At 40.3% G+C, this 22,044-nt stretch carries 13 protein-coding genes and 1 tRNA gene; 4 read left to right on the forward strand and 10 right to left on the reverse strand.

Features of this window, described 5'->3' with window-relative positions:
- Positions 1-109: 109 nt before the first annotated feature.
- Both AC1EKT_RS02560 and guaA read right to left on the reverse strand, forming a co-directional pair.
- A complete protein-coding gene (locus tag AC1EKT_RS02560) occupies positions 110-1,498 on the reverse strand; it encodes a PTS ascorbate transporter subunit IIC (protein ID WP_421784380.1) in 1,389 nt (462 codons plus the stop codon).
- A 517-nt stretch (positions 1,499-2,015) separates the two neighbouring features.
- Positions 2,016-3,578, reverse strand: coding sequence for a glutamine-hydrolyzing GMP synthase (gene guaA / locus AC1EKT_RS02565; RefSeq protein WP_481615990.1), 1,563 nt, complete (start codon positions 3,576-3,578; stop codon positions 2,016-2,018).
- Positions 3,579-3,979: 401 nt separating this feature from the next.
- Here guaA and AC1EKT_RS02570 point away from each other — a divergent pair, with 401 nt between their 5' ends.
- The 3 genes from AC1EKT_RS02570 to AC1EKT_RS02580 all read left to right on the forward strand — a co-directional run bounded on the left by AC1EKT_RS02570 (position 3,980) and on the right by AC1EKT_RS02580 (position 9,832).
- Entirely contained in the window at positions 3,980-6,457 is a 2,478-nt protein-coding gene (locus AC1EKT_RS02570) for a phosphoketolase (protein ID WP_415683054.1), read from the forward strand.
- 288 nt (positions 6,458-6,745) lie between these two features.
- Positions 6,746-8,452, forward strand: a complete 1,707-nt coding sequence (pta, locus tag AC1EKT_RS02575; protein WP_415683053.1) for a phosphate acetyltransferase — start codon at positions 6,746-6,748, stop codon at positions 8,450-8,452.
- Positions 8,453-8,602: 150 nt separating this feature from the next.
- Positions 8,603-9,832: an acetate/propionate family kinase gene (locus AC1EKT_RS02580; protein WP_415683052.1), complete on the forward strand. Its 1,230-nt coding sequence runs from the start codon at positions 8,603-8,605 to the stop codon at positions 9,830-9,832.
- A gap of 80 nt (positions 9,833-9,912) precedes the next feature.
- On the opposite strand, the gene aroA is transcribed toward AC1EKT_RS02580, so the two are convergent.
- Together aroA and AC1EKT_RS02590 are read right to left on the reverse strand one after the other, a co-directional pair.
- Entirely contained in the window at positions 9,913-11,274 is a 1,362-nt protein-coding gene (gene aroA, locus AC1EKT_RS02585; protein WP_481615991.1) for a 3-phosphoshikimate 1-carboxyvinyltransferase, read from the reverse strand.
- Between the two features lie 83 nt (positions 11,275-11,357).
- Positions 11,358-11,431, reverse strand: a tRNA-Pro gene (locus AC1EKT_RS02590).
- Positions 11,432-11,630: 199 nt separating this feature from the next.
- Here AC1EKT_RS02590 and AC1EKT_RS02595 point away from each other — a divergent pair.
- The gene (locus AC1EKT_RS02595; protein WP_415689869.1) at positions 11,631-12,734 is read left to right on the forward strand and encodes an ABC transporter permease; all 1,104 of its coding nucleotides are present in this window, start codon (positions 11,631-11,633) and stop codon (positions 12,732-12,734) included.
- 106 nt (positions 12,735-12,840) lie between these two features.
- Here AC1EKT_RS02595 and glgX read toward each other — a convergent pair whose 3' ends face one another.
- From glgX to AC1EKT_RS02625, 6 genes are all read right to left on the reverse strand, one after another.
- Positions 12,841-14,970, reverse strand: coding sequence for a glycogen debranching protein GlgX (gene glgX / locus AC1EKT_RS02600; RefSeq protein WP_415683049.1), 2,130 nt, complete (start codon positions 14,968-14,970; stop codon positions 12,841-12,843).
- Positions 14,971-15,051: 81 nt separating this feature from the next.
- Positions 15,052-15,936, reverse strand: a complete 885-nt coding sequence (locus AC1EKT_RS02605) for a Nif3-like dinuclear metal center hexameric protein (protein WP_415683048.1) — start codon at positions 15,934-15,936, stop codon at positions 15,052-15,054.
- 25 nt (positions 15,937-15,961) lie between these two features.
- Entirely contained in the window at positions 15,962-19,009 is a 3,048-nt protein-coding gene (gene polA / locus AC1EKT_RS02610) for a DNA polymerase I (RefSeq protein ID WP_419399059.1), read from the reverse strand.
- A 76-nt stretch (positions 19,010-19,085) separates the two neighbouring features.
- On the reverse strand, positions 19,086-19,874 hold the full coding sequence (locus AC1EKT_RS02615) for an ANTAR domain-containing response regulator (protein WP_419399058.1): 789 nt from the start codon (positions 19,872-19,874) through the stop codon (positions 19,086-19,088).
- 232 nt (positions 19,875-20,106) lie between these two features.
- Positions 20,107-21,192, reverse strand: coding sequence for a 1,4-dihydroxy-2-naphthoate octaprenyltransferase (menA, locus tag AC1EKT_RS02620; protein ID WP_419399057.1), 1,086 nt, complete (start codon positions 21,190-21,192; stop codon positions 20,107-20,109).
- Between the two features lie 54 nt (positions 21,193-21,246).
- On the reverse strand, positions 21,247-22,020 hold the full coding sequence (locus AC1EKT_RS02625) for an energy-coupling factor transporter transmembrane component T family protein (RefSeq protein WP_415683044.1): 774 nt from the start codon (positions 22,018-22,020) through the stop codon (positions 21,247-21,249).
- Positions 22,021-22,044: the final 24 nt, after the last annotated feature.

A 22,044-nucleotide genomic window follows, 5' to 3' on the forward strand; every position in this document is an offset into this window, starting at 1 on the left:
TCCTATCAGTCCTAACATAAAATGTACAAACAAATAGGAAAATTAGTAAAAAATTTTTTAATTTTTATCTGTATATACAATTATTTAATTGTATTTTTATTTTCTTTACTTATTTTATTTCTTCAACTTTTTCAAAATTATTAGAATCGCGTTTATTCATAAATATTGAGACAGAATAGAACAATATTAGTGCAATAAGTACTACAGAAATTAGAACAGTACGGCCACCAACAATATTTACGTGACCAAGTATTACACCAAATACGCCATAATCCGCATCAGAATATGTAGAATTTGCACTTCCTAAATCGCCAAGCACTGGCAAAAGGAACAACGGAAGGAAAGTAATGAAAAGACCGTTAATAAATGATGCAGTCAAGCAACCACGTATTCCACCTTGACCATTACCGAATACTCCTGCAGCACCACCAGCCATGAAATGCGCAACAATTCCAGGAATAATAATTGTCGTTCCCAAAACCGCCATAAGCGTCATTCCAAGCAAACCGCCAAAGAAACTAGCTAAGAAACCAATAAGAACAGCATTAGGAGCAAAGCCAAAAGTCATTGGCGCATCTAAAGCAGGACGAGCATTTTTAACAAGCTTTTCCGATATTCCCTTAAAAGCTGGAACAATTTCGTCAAGAACAATCTGCACGCCTGCAAGAATAATATAAACACCTGCAGCAAAAGTTGCAGCCTTCAACATAACGAAAACAATGGAGTTTTGACCATTAGATAAATGTGTTTCAACATACGAAGAACCAGCAAAAAGCGCCACTACAATATAAATAACAGCCATAGAAAGCGTGATAAGCACTGTTGTGTCACGCAAGAATCCCAATGCTGCTGGGAATTTAATATCCTCAGTTGACTTAGAAGGACGCTTTTTTGAAGCAGTAAGCTTTGCAATTAACGCGCCTAAAGCAACACCAGTACCAGCAGGATGACCTAAAGCAACATCATCTTTGCCTGAAGCTTTTTTCATAAATGGCTGCACCAGTGCTGGAGAAATTGTCGTAAACAATCCTTGAGCAATTGAACCCCATAAAAGAACTTCCCACATGCTAAATCCTGCAACATTAAATATAACTGCAAGCATACTTGCCATATAGAAAGCTACGTGACCCGTTAAATAGATAAATTTAAAACGAGAAGTAATAGAAAGAATAATATTAACAATCATTCCAAAGAAGAAAATAAGCGCAGATTCAGAGCCATACTTCAATAAAACAGTTCCAATAATTGCTTCATTATTTGGCACTACGCCTTGTACATGAAATGCGTATTGAAACATTTTGCCGAATGGGTTCAACGCTTCAGTAATAACGCCAGAACCAGCTGCTAAAACAAGAAAACCAACAAGAGTACGGATTGATCCTTGCAAAATATCCGAGAATTTCTTTCTTTGCACTGCAAGACCAATAAAAGAAATAAGCGCAACTATAACAGATGGCTGTCTGAAAATATCGAGCAGTACTGACAGAATACCGTCCACGTAACTCTCCTTACCATATTAATCGATATAGTTTGAGCGGCTTACGCAATTATTGGCGGCAAAATATCTTACAAACTTCGCAAACGATACCGTAGGCGAAACTATTCGAAATACACGATTAGTTTCGTAGCACAGTAAAACTACACATACAAAATTCACGGTTCCGCAATGAAGCAAAGTAGTAAGAGCTACTACGAGCAGTAGTTTTTACACCCAGCCAACAACTACTGTTACAGCTCATACTGTTGTTTCATGTCAGATTCATTATATCGTTTAAACATTATAAACAATTAAAACAACAGTATTTATAATTAAAATATTCATTAAATATCGATAAAATTCGAAAATTTACCTGTTTTTAGAAAATTCGACACACCAATATACAGAAAAAAGCACTCCATTTTCACGAAGTGCTTTATAAAATCAGTAAATATTACAGTTTTTAATGAAAATAAACGAATGTTTTACTGTTTAAACATATGTTTAAATTTCGGCCAATAATTCCCACCAAAAACTGTCACTCCCACTCAATCGTGGCAGGCGGCTTAGATGTTACATCAAGCACTACACGATTAATTTGACGGCATTCATTCGTGATTCGAGTAGAAATATTTGCCAATACATCGTAAGGCACACGAGACCAATCAGCTGTCATAGCATCCTCAGAGCTAACAGGACGCAAAACAATTGGAGAACCATATGTGCGCTCATCACCTTGAACACCAACAGAATGAACATCAGCAAGCAAAACGACTGGGCACTGCCAAATGTCGCGATCCAATCCAGCTTTAGAGAGCTCTTCTCTAGCAATTGCATCTGCTTCACGAAGAACAGCCAAACGCTCTCGCGTAATCTCACCCACAATACGAATACCTAAACCAGGTCCTGGGAATGGCTGACGCCAAACAATTTCATCTGGAAGTCCAAGCTCAGTTCCAATAGCACGAACTTCATCCTTAAACAAAGTACGCAAAGGCTCAATAAGCTTAAATTTCAAATCCTTTGGCAAACCTCCAACATTGTGATGAGATTTAATGTTTGCAGCACCATCACCACCACCGGACTCAACTACATCCGGGTAAAGTGTGCCTTGCACAAGGAACTTAACTTCTGCTCCAGTTTTACCAGCTTCTTCAATGACCTGACGTTGAGCTTTTTCAAAAGTGCGAATGAACTTTTCGCCAATAATCTTGCGCTTGCGCTCCGGCTCACTCACGCCTTTAAGTGCGTCCAAAAAGTCATCTTCTGCATCAACTGCAATAAGCTTAATGCCAGTTGCTTCAACAAAATCATGCTTAACCTGCTCAACTTCACCTTTACGAAGCAAACCGTGGTCAACAAAAACGCAAGTAAGCTGATTGCCAATTGCTTTATGCACCAATGCTGCAGCAACAGCAGAATCTACGCCGCCAGAAAGACCACAAATAACTTGTGCGTCTCCAACTTCTTCGCGAATCTTAGCAACTTGATCCTCAATAATATTAGAAGGATTCCAATTATTATCCAGTCCTGCACACTTATGTAAGAATGTAGATATAAGTTCCTGACCCAATGGAGTGTGTTTAACTTCTGGATGCCATTGCACACCGTAAAGTTTGCGACTTTCGTCTTGCATTGCTGCAACTGGAGCACCTTCTGTGTGAGCCAAGACAGTAAAACCTTCTGGAGCACGCTTAACAGCAACACCATGACTCATCCAAGTATTCTGCGCAGATGGGGATCCGGAAAGTAAACCTTCAGAATCATCAATAGTTGCAGCAGTCTTGCCATACTCGCCAAGTGCAGCTTTATCTACATCGCCACCAAGCTCATGAGCCATTACCTGGAAGCCATAGCAAATACCAAGAACTGGCACACCTGCTTCAAAAATCTTTGGATCAATGTCAGGAGCACCTGGTTCATAAACAGAAGCAGGACCGCCTGAAAGAATAATAGCTTGAGGATCCTTAGCAAGCATTTCGTCAACTGGCATAGAGTGAGGAACAAGTTCTGAATACACGTTTGCTTCGCGCACTCGACGAGCAATAAGCTGAGCATATTGAGCGCCAAAATCAACGACAAGCACTGGTCCTTTTGCCATGATTCTCCTTATATATATGTTCTAATACGATTCAATTTATAATAGTGAAACTTTGCGACGTTACGTAATTACAAAACGCCGAAAATTAAACACAAAAGTTGCACATATATTCTAACACTGCAAATAACGTTGATAGATTTTTGTGCGAAACGCTTAACTATAAAGTATAAAATGAACATTAAATATAACATAATCTATACAAATGGCTCATTTTTTACGCACATAATCACACATTTTTTCAACACAAATGCACGAAGAAGTAACCAAACGAACAAAAGTCAGACGCTGGCACTATACTGAAACGGATGGAAAAAGAGCTGTAATACATTTGTTTTCCAGTCTCTATAACCAAATGGTAATGATCAAATTGCACTGAAAAGTGCTTGAGTACAGGAGTACACATGACGAGTCCTGTTATTGGCACACCTTGGAAGAAGCTCAACGCTCCAGTTTCCGAGGCAGCTATCGAAGGCGTAGACAAGTACTGGCGCGTTGCCAACTATCTTGCGATTGGCCAAATTTATCTTCGCAGCAACCCTCTAATGAAGGAGCCGTTCACTCGCGAAGACGTTAAGCATCGTCTGGTGGGCCACTGGGGCACCACTCCAGGTCTTAACTTCCTTATCGGCCACATCAATCGTTTTATCGCTGATCACCAGCAGAACACCGTGATTATCATGGGTCCAGGCCACGGCGGCCCAGCTGGTACTGCTCAGTCTTACCTCGACGGTACTTACACTGAGTACTATCCAAAGATCACTAAGGACGAAGCTGGTTTGCAGAAGTTCTTCCGTCAGTTCTCTTACCCAGGCGGTATTCCTTCTCACTTCGCTCCTGAAACCCCAGGTTCCATCCACGAAGGTGGCGAGCTTGGTTACGCACTCTCCCACGCTTACGGCGCTGTTATGAACAACCCAAGCTTGTTCGTTCCAGCAATCGTTGGCGATGGTGAAGCTGAGACCGGTCCTTTGGCTACCGGTTGGCAGTCCAACAAGCTTGTGAACCCACGTACCGATGGTATCGTGCTTCCAATCTTGCACTTGAACGGCTATAAGATTGCTAACCCAACAATTCTTTCCCGTATTTCCGATGAAGAGCTTCATGAGTTCTTCCACGGCATGGGTTACGAACCATACGAGTTCGTTGCTGGCTTCGACGATGAGGATCATATGTCCATCCACCGTCGCTTCGCTGACATGTTCGAAACTATCTTCGATGAAATTTGCGATATTAAGGCTGAGGCTCAGACTAACGATGTAACTCGTCCTTACTACCCAATGATTATCTTCCGCACTCCAAAGGGTTGGACCTGCCCGAAGTTCATCGATGGCAAGAAGACCGAAGGTTCTTGGCGTGCACACCAGGTGCCACTGGCATCTGCTCGCGATACCGAAGCTCACTTCGAGGTTTTGAAGAACTGGATGAAGTCCTACAAGCCTGAAGAGCTCTTCGACGAAAAGGGCGCTGTGAAGGAAGACGTTCTTTCCTTCATGCCAAAGGGCGAACTCCGCATTGGCGAAAATCCAAACGCCAACGGTGGTCGTATTCGTGAAGACTTGAAGCTTCCAAAGCTTGATGATTACGAAGTCAAGGAAGTTAAGGAATTCGGTCACGGCTGGGGTCAGCTCGAAGCTACCCGTCGCCTTGGTGTCTACACTCGTGACATCATCAAGAACAACCCAGATTCCTTCCGTATCTTCGGACCAGATGAGACTGCTTCCAACCGTTTGCAGGCTGCTTACGAAGTAACCAACAAGCAGTGGGATGCTGGCTATCTCTCCGGCTTAGTCGATGAGCACATGGCTGTTACCGGCCAGGTCACCGAGCAGCTTTCCGAGCATCAGATGGAAGGCTTCCTCGAGGGTTACTTGCTCACCGGTCGTCACGGCATCTGGAGCTCTTACGAGTCCTTCGTACACGTTATCGACTCCATGTTGAACCAGCACGCAAAGTGGCTTGAGGCTACCGTTCGTGAGATCCCATGGCGTAAGCCAATCTCCTCTGTGAACTTGTTGGTATCCTCTCACGTATGGCGTCAGGATCACAACGGCTTCTCGCACCAGGATCCAGGCGTAACCTCCGTGCTCTTGAACAAGACCTTCAACAACGATCACGTAATTGGCATTTACTTCCCAGTAGATTCCAACATGTTGCTTGCTGTTGCTGAAAAGGCTTACAAGTCCACCAACATGATTAACGCTATCTTCGCTGGTAAGCAGCCAGCTGCTACTTGGTTGACTCTCGACGAAGCTCGCGAAGAGCTCGAGAAGGGTGCTGCTGAGTGGAAGTGGGCTTCCAACGCTAAGAACAATGACGAAGTTCAGGTTGTTCTCGCTGGTGTTGGCGATGTTCCACAGCAGGAATTGATGGCAGCTGCCGACAAGTTGAACAAGCTTGGCGTTAAGTTCAAGGTTGTTAACGTTGTTGACTTGCTCAAGTTGCAGTCCGCTAAGGAAAACAACGAAGCTTTGACTGACGAAGAGTTCACTGAGCTCTTCACTGCTGACAAGCCAGTCCTCTTCGCTTATCACTCCTATGCACATGACGTTCGCGGCTTGATTTACGATCGTCCAAACCACGACAACTTCAACGTTCATGGCTACAAGGAGCAGGGCTCCACCACAACGCCATACGATATGGTTCGCGTGAACGACATGGATCGTTACGAGCTTACCGCTGAAGCATTGCGCATGGTTGACGCAGCTAAGTATGCCGACGAAATCAAGAAGCTCGAGGACTTCCGCCTCGAAGCCTTCCAGTATGCAGTCGACAAGGGTCTTGATCACCCAGACTACACCGATTGGGTATGGCCAGGCGTTAAGACCGACAAGCCAGGCGCTGTCACCGCTACCGCTGCAACCGCAGGCGATAACGAGTAGTTTTAAGCTCATAAAGCTAAAACTGGTTAGCTAAAAACATTTCGGGAGTCAATCGAAAGATTGGCTCCCGTTTTGTGTATTAAAACAAAAAAGCTTCATCTATTAAAAACAAACAATGCAATAAAACTAGTTATATGCAAAATAAATTACATTTATAATTACTATTTTGTGCGTGTACAACGTAGATAAGCCGTACAATAGAAAAAGTTTGTTTATATTGCAAAATGCGAAACTTACATTAGCAATATAAACCTAGCAGTAACACGAAGTATCAAAGGAGAACGCATCGTGTCACATATTAATGTAACAATTATCGGCAACGAAGATATGTACGGCAGAAATGCTGTTGCATTTGGAATAACACATATTCTGTCTAATAACTACAGCACTACTGTTTTTCGTCCATGCGCTCAACCAAATGACACTTTTACTAAACAACTTTTGGGTATCGCAAATACTTCAACGAAATTAGAGCAAGTTATTGCAACAACTCCAGAAATAGTTAGAACAAATAAAGACACAGTGCGCGGAGATATTGTTGCACGCTATAACGAATTATTGCAAGCAACTTCTGCTCAAGCTTCTATTATTGTTTCTAGTGACGCAAACCCAGCATATGATCCAGAACTGTTTTCTTTCGACGCAACTGTTGCAGCTGACTTGGCATCACCTGTTTTTCTCACAGTTTCAGCTCAAGGCAGAAACTCGCAACAAATTTTACAAACTATAGATTCTGCAAATGCTTGCGTTCTTAAATCATGCACACAAGTTTTAGGAGTATTTGTTACAAACTGCGATCCAGAACTTGGAGCTGAGTTAATGCGTGACTATAGCTCTAGGAATTATGCAAACTCAAACGACGAAGCATCCCGAGTAAGCCAAACTCCATTATGGGTTTTGCCACCAATAGATGAAGAAACTAAAAATTCTTCATTAGAAACATTCGTAAATTGCGTTCGAGAAAATGATGTTCTTAATGCTCTTCACCAACCATTTGAAGCTCCAACTACACCTTATGCTTTCCAATACAGTTTATTAGGGAAAGCAAAAGAAAATAAAAAAACTATAGTTCTTCCAGAAGGAGAAGAAGATCGCATTCTTAAAGCAGCAAACTATTTGCTAGAACGTGATATTGTAAATCTAATTATCATTGGAGAACGCGAATCTATTCTTGCTCGAGCAGAAGAACTAAATCTAAATTCTCTTTGCAAAGCTAGTTTCCAATCTATGCACGATGAAGCAATGCTAAGCCATATGATTACAAAACTTTGCGAATTAAGAGCAAAGAAAGGAATGACAGAAAAACAAGCGCGTGAACAACTAACAGATGCAAGTTACTTCGGCACTATGCTAGTAGTACTAGGGCAGGCAGACGGTCTTGTTTCTGGTTCAGTTAATTCAACTGCAAATACTGTACGTCCTGCTCTTCAAGTTATCAAAACTAAGCCTGGTTCTAAGCTGGTTTCTGGAGCATTCCTTATGTGCTTCAAAGATCACGTATCTGTATTTGCAGATTGTGCAATCAACCCAAATCCTAGTGCAGAACAACTTGCTGATATTGCTATTCAGTCTGCACACACTGCTGAGACTTTCGGACTCAACCCTAAAGTTGGAATGCTATCCTACTCAACGCTTGGTTCCGGCAAAGGACCAGATGTTGATACTGTAGAAGAAGCAACACGCATTGCGAAAGAAAAAGCACCTGATTTAGCAATTGTTGGATCTATACAGTTTGATGCAGCATGGTCTCCTACAGTTGCTGCAGCAAAAGCAAAAAATAATAGTATTGCTGGTCATGTGAATGTATTTGTATTCCCTGATTTGTGCGCAGGAAATATCGCTTATAAAGCCGTTCAACGCTCTAGCGGAGCGCTAGCAGTTGGCCCAATTTTGCAAGGATTAAATAAGCCTGTAAATGATTTATCTAGAGGAGCTTTAGTACAAGATATTATTAATACTGTTGCTTTAACCGCGTTAGAAGCACAATCAGAATAAACATAATAAAGTTCCTAAAACAGCATCACAGTGCGTACATAACCTTGAGATATTGCATTGCACTCAATATCTTTAAGTTTGTAGGAACTTAACGCTAAACTAGAGCGTGGCAATTTACAAGCCTTATCAATACTTATGGAGGATGCCCACATGGCAAAAACCGTTCTTGTTATCAATTCTGGTTCCAGTTCGATTAAGTATCAGCTCGTTGACTTGGAAAGCGGTGAAGGTATCGCTTCAGGCATCGTTGAGAAGATTGGCGAGCCAGTTGACGGCCACTACAAGCACGTATTCAATGGCGAAAAGCATGAGTTCGATGAGCCAGTTCACGACCACGAGCAGGGCTTGAAGCGCGTACTTGGATTCTTCGAAGAATATGGTCCTAAGCTTTCAGAGTCTGGCATTGTTGCTGTCGGTCACCGCGTTGTTCAGGGTGGCTTAACATTCCCTAAGCCTGCATTAGTCAATGAAAAGACAATCAATAAGGTTAAGGATTTGGCAGTTTTGGCTCCACTTCACAACGGTCCAGAAGCTGTTGGCGCTGAAGTCATGACTGAACTTTTGCCAGATGTTCCACAAATTATGGTATTCGATTCTTCATTCTTCCATGCTTTGCCACAGGTTGCAGCAACTTATGCTTTGAACAAGGAAATCGCAGATCGCTATCATATTCGTCGTTATGGTGCTCACGGCACTTCTCACGAATACATTGGCTCTGTTGTTCCAAGCGTTGTCGGTAAGCCTGCAGAAGGTTTGAAGCAGATTGTTTTGCACATTGGTAACGGTGCTTCTGCTTCTGCTCAGATTTCTGGTAAGCCAGTTGAAACTTCTATGGGCTTAACCCCACTCGAAGGCTTAATGATGGGCGGCCGTACTGGCGATATTGACCCAGCTGTAGTCTTCCACCTTATTCGCAATGCTCACATGAACGTGGACGAACTTGACACTCTCTTCAACAAGCGTTCCGGCATGATGGGTATGACTGGTCACGGTGATTTGCGCGATATTCACAAGCTCATCGCAGATGGTGATGAAAACGCTAAGCTCGCTCTCGGCGTATACGTGCACCGCATTGTTGGTTATATTGGCAACTACACTGCTCAAATGGGCGGCGTTGACGTCATTACCTTCACTGCAGGCGTTGGCGAGAACGACGAGATCGTGCGCGCTAAAGTATGCGAAAAGCTTGAGCCATTCGGTGTTAAGCTCGATAAGGAAAAGAATTTGGTTCGTTCTAAGGAGCCACGCGTTATTTCCACTCCAGACAGCTCTGTGATTATTGCTGTGATTCCAACGAACGAAGAGTTGGCTATTGCACGCAAGGCTGCAGCTATTGCTGAAGCTGGCGAGGATAGCTACGGCAACAAGTTCAAGCACTAAATTGTTTGCGCTTAATAGCGCAGAACAAACAAATAAATAGATATAAATAATCCCGAGTCAAAAAGGCTCGGGATTATTTATTATTCAAGCATTTTATGCCACATGCCTGGAAAATCAGGAATCGTTTTGCGAGTAGTAGAAATATTTTTGATTCTTATATTTTCTATGCGCAATCCAAGCATTGCAGCAAACGTTGCCATTCTGTGATCCGCATAAGTTTCCATCACTTCCCCATGCATATGACTACTTGGCTCAATACGAATGCCATCTTCGAGCTCTTTAGCACCAATCCCAACTCGATTCAATTCATTAACTAAAGCTTGCAAACGATTCGTTTCATGCCCTCTCAAATGCGCGATACCATGAAGTTCACTTGGGCCGTCCGCAAAAGCAAGAATAGCTGCAATGCTGGGAGCAATCTCCCCTGCTGCACTCAAATCAAGATACGGAATTGCTTTAATCGCACCATCGCTTTCCACATGCATTATTCCAGCGTCATCGCTTGTTTTTTCAAAACTAACTTTTGCGCACATTTTCTCTAATATTCCAGGAAGCAATCCACCAGGTTGAGTTGAAGAAAACGGCCAATTAGGTATACTGACACTTCCTCCAGCAATCAATGATGCTCCTAAAAATGGCGCAGCATTAGAAAGATCAGGCTCTATAGTAACAACGTTAGCTAAAGCTATTTCGCTCTCTTTAACATGCCACATTGCGTTGCTAGTCATATTTACAACCCCACCCGCTTTGCAAATATCGTCCATAGTCATGCGAATATGCGGCATACTTGGCAATGTGTCACCAATATGTTTAAGACTTAAATCCCCAGGTATACGCGAGCCAATTAGAAGCAGCGCAGAAATAAATTGTGATGATGAAGAAGAATCAATTTTCACAACTTTTTCAGAAAAATCATTTATTCTAGATTCGACTGAAGGTGGCGTAATAGTAAAAGGCAGGAAACCCTCTTCTCCTTGATATTCTACGCGAGCACCAAGCTGCTCTAAACCGTCAAGAACTGGCTTCATAGGACGAGCATAAGCTTGCTTATCGCCATCAAATCGCACAGCTTTATTTGCAAATAAAGCTAAAGCTGCAACGAAACGCATTACAGTTCCAGCTAAACCGCAATAAACTTCAGCATTATCTGGAACCCTAAAAATTCCATCTTCTGGAGGAATTACACGAAGCTTAGTTCCATCTTCATTTAGTGACTCACATCTAACGCCAAATGTAGATAAAGCGTTAATCATAAGCTCCGTGTCGCGCGAGCGCAACAATCCTTGTAAAACTACTGGTTTTGTACCCAAAGCTGCCAAAATTAAATAACGATTCGACAAAGATTTACTGCCAGGAACCTCAATATAAGCTTTTAATTGATGATTAGCATACGGTGCTTTCCAAGAAGTAGCGCAATCTGCAATATCGTTAACATCACTCATACTATGAATACTATCGATTGACATGTACTGCTAAATAAGAATAAAAAAGCAAAAATACGCATATTTCATTAGATATAAAAAAGTCGGGGTGACAGGATTCGAACCTGCGACATCCTGCTCCCAAAGCAGGCGCGCTACCAAACTGCGCTACACCCCGAGGCTTTTGAACTGATTACCAGTTCCAAGCACAATCAACTACAATAGCGCACTTTGCAGACAAATGCAAATTACGACACACGTATTATGAAAATTTTTTTCTTCATTACAAAATTCAACTAGCAAAATTCAACTAGCAAAACTCATTACTAGCTACCAAACGATACAATAGAATTAGTTTAAATAAAAAGGGGCTAATTATGGGACGCTTCCAGCGAACAGAGGCAATGGGATTAATATCATTCATAGTTTGCGCAGCTTGTGGAATGATTATTATGAGAATGTATATGGCAACAATGCCAGCGTTTTGGCAAATTAGCCAGCGACTATTCCTTACAGCTTCAGCTATTGTGTCTTTGTGCAGCATAGGCGCTTTTATTGTTGGATACTTGCGTACAAATAAAAAAGTTATCAGTCATCACTTAATTCGAGTAGCTAAGCATGCGTTTGAAATAACAGCACTTTCTACGATTTACGGCGCAACGATGTTTCTTATGTCTTTTGCTTTGCTATCTATTATTAATAGCATTATTGGCAGATCAGCAATGAACAGCTATTTACCAGTATTATGCTCAGCTCTATCTGGAATTGTTGGATACGCAACTCTTATTCAAGCTGAACTTCTTGAAGCTAAAACAGTGGCTTCCCTACTGCCATTATTTGTTATTTCTGGAGCTGCAACTGCAGGTCTTACGACAGATGATCCGTACTGGTATAACAATAATTTCTCTCAACTTGGAGACCGCACAACATTTGCAGCCAGCATGTTTAATGCAACACTTGTTTTATCAGGAATTTGCATTATCATAACGAGCTACTTTGCTATTACTGAATTCGTTGCAACGCAGCATGAAATGCTGCAACACAATAACCAAAAACTGATTAAACACTTCAAGATGCGCACAACTGTTATGGCAGCTTTGCTTATTCTTGGAGGAATATCGTTTATTGGAATAGGAACTTTTAGATACACACCACATCCTTTCTTGCATGATTTGTGTGCTCGAGGCGTGACAGGATTAATTTGTACAATGCTTGTTTGCCTTCCATGGCTTGCTCCTAGGCTTTCTCGCACATTCTATGTTGCTTCCGATTTAGCGGTTGTTCTTACTGCGTGGGCAGGAAACCAGTGGATGCATGGAAATAATACTCTTACAAATGTTGAAGCGTTATCATGTCTGCTATTCCTTGGATGGATTATTGTATTTTCAAGACAAGTTGCTGCTATGCAAAGTGATCGTCTTCAATCAAAAATAAATCAAGCTTTAATACTAAATAGAAGATCAAAAGCACAAATAGAATAAGAACAAATATAAATTAAACTAACAAAAGCAGCGTAGAAACTTAAATTTCTGCGCTGCTTTTAGTTTTTTACAAGTCACAAACTTCTTTACGAATAAAGCATAATACTTAACATTCTGGCTTATGCTCGCTCATAAGAAGCAAGAAACTACGAGATTGTGCGACAATATTAAATCCTGCTTCATATAACAATTCCGGACCCTTTGGATTATGTGTGTCCACAATCAACTTCCACTTTTCACCATAACGTTTATCTGGCAAAGTAAAAGTAATAGGTTCATAATGCGCATTAAAAATAAGAATAAAGTCATTATCAACCATTCTTGTTCCATACCAGTCAGTTTCTGGAATATCAGAACCATTCAAATAAATCATCACAGATAAAGCATGAGTATTTGACCAGTCATCCATATCCATAACAGTACCGTTATGGTCAAGCCATTCAACTTGTGGAATATCGCTTACATCATCTCCAGCAGAACGACCTGTAAAGAAACGACGACGATGTAACACAGGGTGCTTCAAACGCAAGTGAATAAGCTTGGAAACGAAATCGAACATATCTCGTTGAGTTTCGTTATAATCCCAACTTATCCACGAAATAGCGTTATCTTGGCAATAAGCATTGTTATTACCATTCTGCGTGCGCATGACTTCATCACCAGCGCATATCATAGGGATACCCTGGCTCATCAAAAGAGTTGAGAACAAATTACGTATTTGACGTTCACGCAATTCGTTAACATCGTGAATATTAGTAGGTCCTTCAACACCACAATTCCACGAACGATTGTCGTTCGCACCATCGCAATTGCCTTCTTTATTAGCTTCATTATGCTTTTCGTTATAGCTAACTAAATCGTTCATAGTGAAGCCATCGTGAGCTGTAATAAAGTTCACGGAAGCTACAGGCTTTCGTCCATTTTGCTCATACAAATCTGAGCTACCCATAAGCCTGCTAGCAAATTCAGGTAATGTAGATGGTTGTGAACGCCAAAAGTCGCGGACACAATCGCGATATCTTCCGTTCCATTCAGACCAACTTGGAGGGAATCCACCAACTTGATATCCACCAACACCAATATCCCAAGGCTCAGCAATAAGCTTCACACTTGAAATAATAGGATCCTGCTCAATAATGTCAAAGAATGCAGAAAGTTTATCTACTTCTTGGAACTGACGCGCAAGAGTTGCTGCTAAATCGAAACGGAAACCATCGACATGCATTTCAGTTACCCAATAACGCAAACTATCTGTGATCAACCGCAATGCTTTTGGAGAACGCATAAGTAAGGAGTTACCAGTACCAGTAGTGTCAAAATAATGACGCTGATCATTATCTACAAGACGATAATATGCGCGATTATCAATACCACGGAAACTCAAAGTAGGACCACGGTCATTGCCTTCAGCAGTGTGATTGTAGACAACGTCTAGAATCACTTCCATGCCTGCAGCATGATATGCCTTAACCATTGATTTAAATTCGTTAACTTGCTCTCCGCGCTGACCAGAGCTGGAGTAAGAATTTTGAGGAGCGAAGAAACCAATAGTATTGTATCCCCAGTAGTTGCTTAATCCTTTATTTTGTAAGAAAGAATCGTTTACAAACTGATGAATAGGCATCAATTCTATTGCAGTAACACCAAGCTTCTTTAAATAAGAAATAACGCTTGGATGTGCAAGTCCAGCATAAGTGCCTCTAATATCTGGAGGAACACGTTTATCAAGATTAGTCATTCCACGAACATGAGCTTCGTAAATAACAGAATCATGATACGGAATCATAGGGTGTTGATCATTACCCCAATCAAAATACGGGTTAATAACTGCAGCCTTCATCGTATGATCTGCAGAATCCAAAGTATTCATTGCTGAAATATCATCTGGATTATCAAACCAATACGAGAAAAGACTCTCATCACCGTCTATATTTCCTTCAATCGCCTTGGCATACGGGTCAAGCAACAACTTATGAGGATTGCACCATAAACCATGAGAAGGATCATAAGGTCCGTGAACACGATAACCATAACGCTGACCAGGCTGTATGCCTGAAACATAGTTATGCCACACGTATGAGTTCTGCTCAGTCATGTCAATACGTGTTTCGTTATCATGCTCATCGAATAAACATAATTCAACGCGCTTTGCAACTTCGGAAAACAGCGCAAAATTCACGCCAGCGCCATCATAGTTTGCGCCAAGCGGATACATGGAACCTGGTCGTATATGCATAATATAAGTATCTCATATATTCGAGTAGTTTTCACGTCATGTTGACGTTATTTAAAAAAAGCTTTAATTTTAATGAAAGCCTCAATTAATAACGTAATTCCATGGATCGCAAGCTTCGCCTAACCAAGCAACTTCTGGACGCTCTCCATACATTTCTTCTATGCAATCAGCAATATCATTAATTGCATAAGTAAACCACAATGATTCAATAGCACTATGAGAAGTGTTAATAATCATAGGATATGTGTGTTGCATATAATCTTCACCAGAAGAAAGACGCAATTTCGATTCATATTTAGCTCGCTCAATTGCATCAAGCGCAGGATGATGACGCAAATCGCTTGTAACATATACGTCAACTTTTTGTTTGCGAACTTCATCTAACAAGCTTTCACCAGAACCAGGCAAAACAGCTACTGTACTAACTTTCGCATCAAGATTTCCAGCAACTTGAATACCAACTTTCGTATGAGGAAGAACGTTAAAAACATTTTGCGCAAAATCACGCAATGATATAGGCATATCCAAAACGCCAATTCTACCTAAACCAATGTTTCGTCCAGCAGAATCGATCTGCTTGGAAACAACAATCGGGCGCAAATTGTGAAGACCAAAATACTCTGCTGCAGTATGAGCAACTCCACGCCACGCTACATCCGCATTAGTGTGACCGACCCATAGCGCACAATTATTACTAATTAAGCGCTGCACAATTTCGCCACGAACAGTTTCGTTTGAAACTCCATGTACAGCTTTAAAAAATAGAGGATGATGAGTTATTAATAAGTTTGCACCCATTGATAACGCGCGATCAACTGCGCTAATCGTAGGATCGCTAACGCATACGATTCGCTGAATTTGAGAATGCAAGTCTCCAACAATAAGACCTGGCTCATCCCATTCTTCAGCAAAGCTCAATGGATATAACGTTTCTATAGCTTCAATTACTTTGCTTAATCTAATCATTTTCTTCTCCCTTTAATCAATACTGTTAATGCGCTGCTAATTGCCAATCTACACCAACTCCAGTAGAAACATTGAGAGGAACGTCTAAATTCACAGCATTTTCCATAGCTTTGCGCACAATATTTTCTACCTGCTCTTGCTCACCATGTGAAATTTCTAAAATCAATTCATCATGTATTTGCAATATTACGCGGCTGCGCACTTTTGCTTCACGCAATCCCAAATCAACACGAAGCATAGCAAGTTTCATAATATCTGCGGCAGTACCTTGTATTGGAGCATTAAGAGCTCCGCGCTCAGCAGCTTCACGAGATGCGCGATTATTGGAAGAAAGTTGCGGGAAATACCTACGTCGACCAAACATAGTTTCTGTGTACCCAAGTTCTTTTGCTTTCGACACAAGAGATTCCAAATAGTCATGAACATTGCCAAAAGTATCAAAATACTTATTTTTTAACATTTCAGCTTCAGCCGGACTAATAGAAAGCTGTTTTGCCAGCCCATAAGTACTCAATCCATACGCCAATCCATAGCTCATAGCTTTTACGTGAGAACGTTGATCCGGACTTACTTGCTCAACAGGAATCTTATAAACTAAGCTAGCAACATATTTATGAAAATCTACGCCGGAACGGAATGCTTCAATAAGAGTTTTATCATGAGATGCATGAGCCATAATACGAAGCTCAACTTGTGAATAATCACAACTCATTAAATATTCAAATTCTTCTCCTGGAACAAAAGCAGCACGAATTTCACGACCAGCAGCATTCCTATTAGGAATATTTTGAAGATTAGGATCAGCAGAACTTAAACGACCAGTTGCTGCAATAGTTTGCTCAAAAGTTGTATGGATGCGCCTATCGTCATAATGAGCTGCATCAATTAAACTTTGCACAATCTGCTTCAATTTATTAGTTTCACGATGTTTAAGCAGCGCACCCAAGAATTGACTTGCAGGCTCTTCGGGGTCAAGTTTAACGTACATAGCTTGTAAAGCTTCTGCATTAGTCGTGTACGAGCCATTCTTTGTACGACGAGTAGGCTTAAGACCAAAATGCTCGAAAAGTATTTGCTGCAACTGCTTAGGGCTTTGTAAATTAACAGAACTACCTGCAACTTTCCAAGCCATATTTTGCGCAAACTCAGCATCTGCAGAAAATTGCTTAAGCATACTACTTAAACGTTGCATATCAACTGCAGCACCGACATCTTCCATGCCACGCAAAACTCGCGAAATAGGCATTTCCAAATCAGTCATCAAACCAGTTTGTTTTCTATCGTCAAGTGTTGAAGCAAAATGAAGAGCCAAAAGACGAATAAGAAGCGCAGTTCTTAAGAATTTTGCTTCACGTGCTTGAGTTTGCTTTTCATTAGTTTCTTCTTCACTAGCCGGAGCTTCATCGTCAATAAGAAGATCAAGCTCACCTTGCTTAGCTTCGTTTTCGCCCAAATTATCTTCATCTGACTGAATATCTAAATAATGTTCAGCCATATTTTCTAAAGTTTCAGCTCGAAAATCAGGCTCCAATAAATATGATGCCAATCGAGTATCAAGAAGTGGAGTACCGAATGGATTATTAGAATCGAATAATTTTAACGATTTTAGCAATCCCAAATGCTTTTTATAATCATGCAATACTGTTATTGAAGAATTTTTTTGCAAGAACTTTTGCAACATCTCAAGCAAAGCTCGATCTGCTGATTGCAAATCAGAGGCATACAATAATACAGCTTTATTAGCAACAAGAATTATTAAAGAATCTGCAGTCAACTCAAAATGATGTTTTGAATTCTTATTGCACTCATGAGCGTATATTACAACTTCTTGATTTTTACGTATAGGTTCAGCACATTTACGAGAATTATTTATAATTTTTTCGGAACTTAATTCTTCAAAAGCATCTTCAGTATTTTTTGAATCTTTCTTTATTTCTGCATAGAGTAAAGAAGAAACGGAATTCTCCCAATTAATAAAGTCTTCTACAGTTTTAACATGATGTAAGTCAATGCCTGCTAGCATTTCTTGAAAATTTTCTGCGTCAATATTTGATTGATCGCTTTGAGCTAGCTTATCGTTATTAGCATCACCTTCATACGTAGAAGAAAACATTATACGCATATTATTTTCAATAGATTGTTGCGTACCGTTGCTAAAAGTTTTGAGAATCTTTCTCTTTTTTAATTCGCCAAATTCAAGTTGAGACAGCAAGATTCCTAATTTTGCAGCATCAACTTCACCGAAGCACAAATCATCTACAGTTACGCCTAAATCCAAATCACAAACTAAAGCATTAACTTTACGGTTTAAACGAACTTGATCAATATTTTCTCTTAAAGCTTCTCCCTTTTTGCCACTAATCTCATTCGAATGTTCAATAATATTTTCTAGGCTTCCAAATTGATTAATCCATTTAGCAGCATAACCATCTCCAACACCTGGAACTCCTGGGATATTGTCTGCAGTTTCTCCTCTTAACGCTGCTAGATCAGGATATTGCTTAGGTGTAACATGATATTTTTCAAAAACAGCATCCTTATCCATTTCTTTTAAATCTTTAAAATGCTGTCCTGGATACAAAACAGTAATATTGTCATCTATAAGTTGGAATGCATCACGATCACCAGAAAGTACTAAAGTTCTATAACCGGCATTCGCTCCCATTGTTGCAAGAGTGCCGATAACATCATCACCTTCATAACCTGGTTTCTCAATATAAGTGACACCAAGAGCTTTAAGCATCTGCTGAATAATAGGAAGCTGAGAAAGAAGCTCCTGCGGAGCAGCATCACGAGTACCTTTATATTGAGGAAGCATAGTATTTCTAAAAGTTCCACCTTTAACGTCAAAAGCAATAGCTAAGCGGTCAGGCTTCTCTTTTTTTACAACCTGCGAAAGCATAGTAATAAATCCCCAAATGGAATTTGTTGCCTGCCCAGAGCGAGTAGAAAAATTATCTGCAGATATTGCAAAAAAAGCACGGAACGCAAGAGAATGGCCATCGACAACCAACAACGTTCCTTTCTCATTCTTAAGTTCCGAAGAATGTTCTTCAACGATGTTGGTATTCACTGTTGACTACTCACCCACGTTCCGTAAATTACTAATAAATAACTATGCGTTTATATAAAAATGAATAATAACCCTACTAATTTTCAGATGAAGATTCTATTTTATCATCGCTGTACTTTGCAATAATAGCCATTGCAAGACGCTTCTTAGGAATGCGCTGATCCATAGAAGTTTTTTGAATCCAACGGAAAGCACCCTGCTCAGAGAATCCAGCCTTATCCATAAGAAGACCCTTAGCACGATCTACAAGCTTACGTTCTTCTAAGGTATCTTCAGCTTTCTTCAACTTTTCTTCTGTTTTCTTCAACTGATCTTCAGCATCGTGTAACTTGTTTTCTGCACGTTCAACACTATCTAATAAATCGTTGATTTCACTAAAGCGACCCATAGCAACTTCCAAAGCAGGAAGAAGTTTAGATTCTTCATACGGTTTAGTAACGTACGCCATCGCTCCAGCACCAGTTGCTTGTTTTACTAAATCTGACTGTGAAAAAGCAGTGAGCATTACTACAGGAGCAATATTCTCATCACAGATTGTTGCAGCAGCAGTAATGCCATCCATAACAGGCATCTTAACATCCATGCACACAACATCTGGATGATTTTCACGCGTCAACTCAATAGCTTCTTGACCGTTAGCAGCCTGACCTACAACTTGATATCCGTTATCTTCAAGCATTGCAACTAAATCCATACGATTAACTGATTCATCTTCTGCAACTACTACAGTACGAATATGATTGTCTTTCTTTTCTTTAGATTCTCGCTGAGCAGCTTCATCATTTGCAGCTTTGCGCAGCTCATCATCAGTAAGTACCTCAGGCATTGCTGGCTCTGTCCCTTCATTTTCATCCATACCTGGCATATTCAAAACCTCACTTCATTGCCACACATTCACAGGGCAACATCGCCATGCATCTTTAACATGGCGCTCACGCAACGGCACACTCATAAACACTAGTGGAAATTGCGCATCATAACGCAATCTGCATGTCATTAAAATACCGCACGCGCACCATGTTCGTGTCAATTAATAATATCATAAGAATTGCAAGACGCGCGAACAAGCACATACAATTAGCACTATTTTGCTTATTTTATATAATCGCAGATAATAATACAGCCAACGCACCAAGTATTGCTTGAGCAACGCACATAGGAAAAGCATTCTTATAATCACCTATAAGCACACATTTAGTAAACTTATAAGATTTAATTGCAATGACTAACAATAAAAGCCACTGAAAAGCAGCAAAAAATAAATGCCACGAAGAATTGCATACAATCGCACTAAAACTGAGGAAAATTTCAACACTATAAAAGCGCCATATTGACGGCACTGCTGAAGGTAACGCAATAAGCAAAACAGAATATGCAATCAAAAGAACAGCAGAAACAATGCTCATAGCAGCACATAAACGTCTGCCATTGCGCTCGCCAATTTTAACCATGGCAGTTATTTTTCCATGCTCTTTATCGCTTTTAATATCTCGAAGATTGTTTACCATCATTAAGCAAGCCGAATAAGCACCAGGAATGCAAGATATTAGCACACAAGCCAAAATCCTTTGCCTGTTATTGATAAATATGCTAGTTTCTGGAATACCAATTCCGTATGTAATTGCGCATAACGAACCAATAAAAGGAACAGGACCGAAAAATACAAATGCACTTACTTCTCCCCAACCCTTATAACCGTAAGGATGTTTACCTCCTGCATAAAACCATGCTGCAGCAAAGCACGCAATTCCAAGTAAAATAAACCAATATATTCCAGTTCGCAAAACAATAATCAAACCAAAAATAGAAGAAATAAAAGCAGAAATTATTACGGCTTTAAGCACAGATTTCGCGGAAATTCCAGCATTTGCAAGGCGCCAAGATACATCGCACAAAGGTTTTGAATTATTGCTACTTAAAGCGCGCAAACTACGATTCTCATCCAGGCCATTTAATCCATCACAATAATCATTGGCATAATTGACGGCTATTTGTATAAACGCAGCAACCATGCAGCACAAGAAAAATTGTATAAAACATTGCTCTAGATGCATAACTGGTTCTTCAAAATACGAAAATCGTATCATTCTAAATGAAACCGCAAACGCCATAACAACAGGAACTAAACCTATTGGAAGCGTGTAAATTCTTGCACCCTTAAGCCAAATTTTTACACTTTTCATCAAAAGCCTCATAAATTATTTATGATTTATTTATTTGTGATTTACATAAATATTTTACACTAAATTTGGCAAAAAGATTGAAGTGCATATTGGTAAAGCAATAATAAGTGCAGAAATAACTAAAGCCAAGAATCCGCGCCATCCGAATGGGTATTTGTAATACGAAGACTTGCGCGTACGCAAATAAAAACCGCGCTCTTCCGCTGCTAGTGCAGAACTATCTGCTTTACGCACTGAAGAAACCAAAAGAGGCACAATAAGAGGCATCATTAGTTTTAATTTTTTAAATGGATTTTTACTATCGTATTCAACTCCGCGAGCCATTTGAGCTTCTGTGATTTGAGACATTTCTTGCGCAAAAATAGGCACAAAACGAACCGCAGTAGTTATAGTAAAAGCGTAACAATATGGAATATGCAAATATTGGACTACAGCATTTGCAAGATCGTTTAATTTAGTTACTGTTAGCACTGTAACAAGAGGAAAAGCAAAACAGAACAAACGCAAAGAAGCTTTCGCTCCAATATCAATACCTCTTAACGTAAACCATAGAAAAATATAGTTTCCACTTTGAGCAATAACAGTTTGCAGCAAAAACATTACGCAAGAAATTATTAGCATAGCTTTAATAAGACCAAATAATGTTTTAATAACATGAGTAAAAGCCATGCCAATAAAAATAATAACAGCTAGCGCAATAAGTACAGAATACTGTTTAGCAATAAATACGCTTATTACAATACTCGCAGCAAGAATTAGCTTCGCAATGGGATTGGTGCGGTGAAGGAATGTGTTGCCTGATTGATAGGTTAATAGTCTCGTTTTCATAAATATCAGATGCCTTTTTTACTT

Source organism: Bifidobacterium sp. C0047B3 (assembly GCF_056590535.1).

Coding starts and splice junctions, on each gene's coding strand:
- AC1EKT_RS02580 (WP_415683052.1), top strand. CDS start 8,603: ATGGCAAAAACCGTTCTTGTTATCAATTCTGGTTCCAGTTCGATTAAG.
- AC1EKT_RS02605 (WP_415683048.1), bottom strand. CDS start 15,936: ATGATTAGATTAAGCAAAGTAATTGAAGCTATAGAAACGTTATATCCA.
- AC1EKT_RS02595 (WP_415689869.1), top strand. CDS start 11,631: ATGGGACGCTTCCAGCGAACAGAGGCAATGGGATTAATATCATTCATA.
- AC1EKT_RS02615 (WP_419399058.1), bottom strand. CDS start 19,874: ATGCCAGGTATGGATGAAAATGAAGGGACAGAGCCAGCAATGCCTGAG.
- aroA (WP_481615991.1), bottom strand. CDS start 11,274: ATGAGTGATGTTAACGATATTGCAGATTGCGCTACTTCTTGGAAAGCA.
- AC1EKT_RS02625 (WP_415683044.1), bottom strand. CDS start 22,020: ATGAAAACGAGACTATTAACCTATCAATCAGGCAACACATTCCTTCAC.
- glgX (WP_415683049.1), bottom strand. CDS start 14,970: ATGCATATACGACCAGGTTCCATGTATCCGCTTGGCGCAAACTATGAT.
- menA (WP_419399057.1), bottom strand. CDS start 21,192: ATGAAAAGTGTAAAAATTTGGCTTAAGGGTGCAAGAATTTACACGCTT.
- AC1EKT_RS02570 (WP_415683054.1), top strand. CDS start 3,980: ATGACGAGTCCTGTTATTGGCACACCTTGGAAGAAGCTCAACGCTCCA.
- guaA (WP_481615990.1), bottom strand. CDS start 3,578: ATGGCAAAAGGACCAGTGCTTGTCGTTGATTTTGGCGCTCAATATGCT.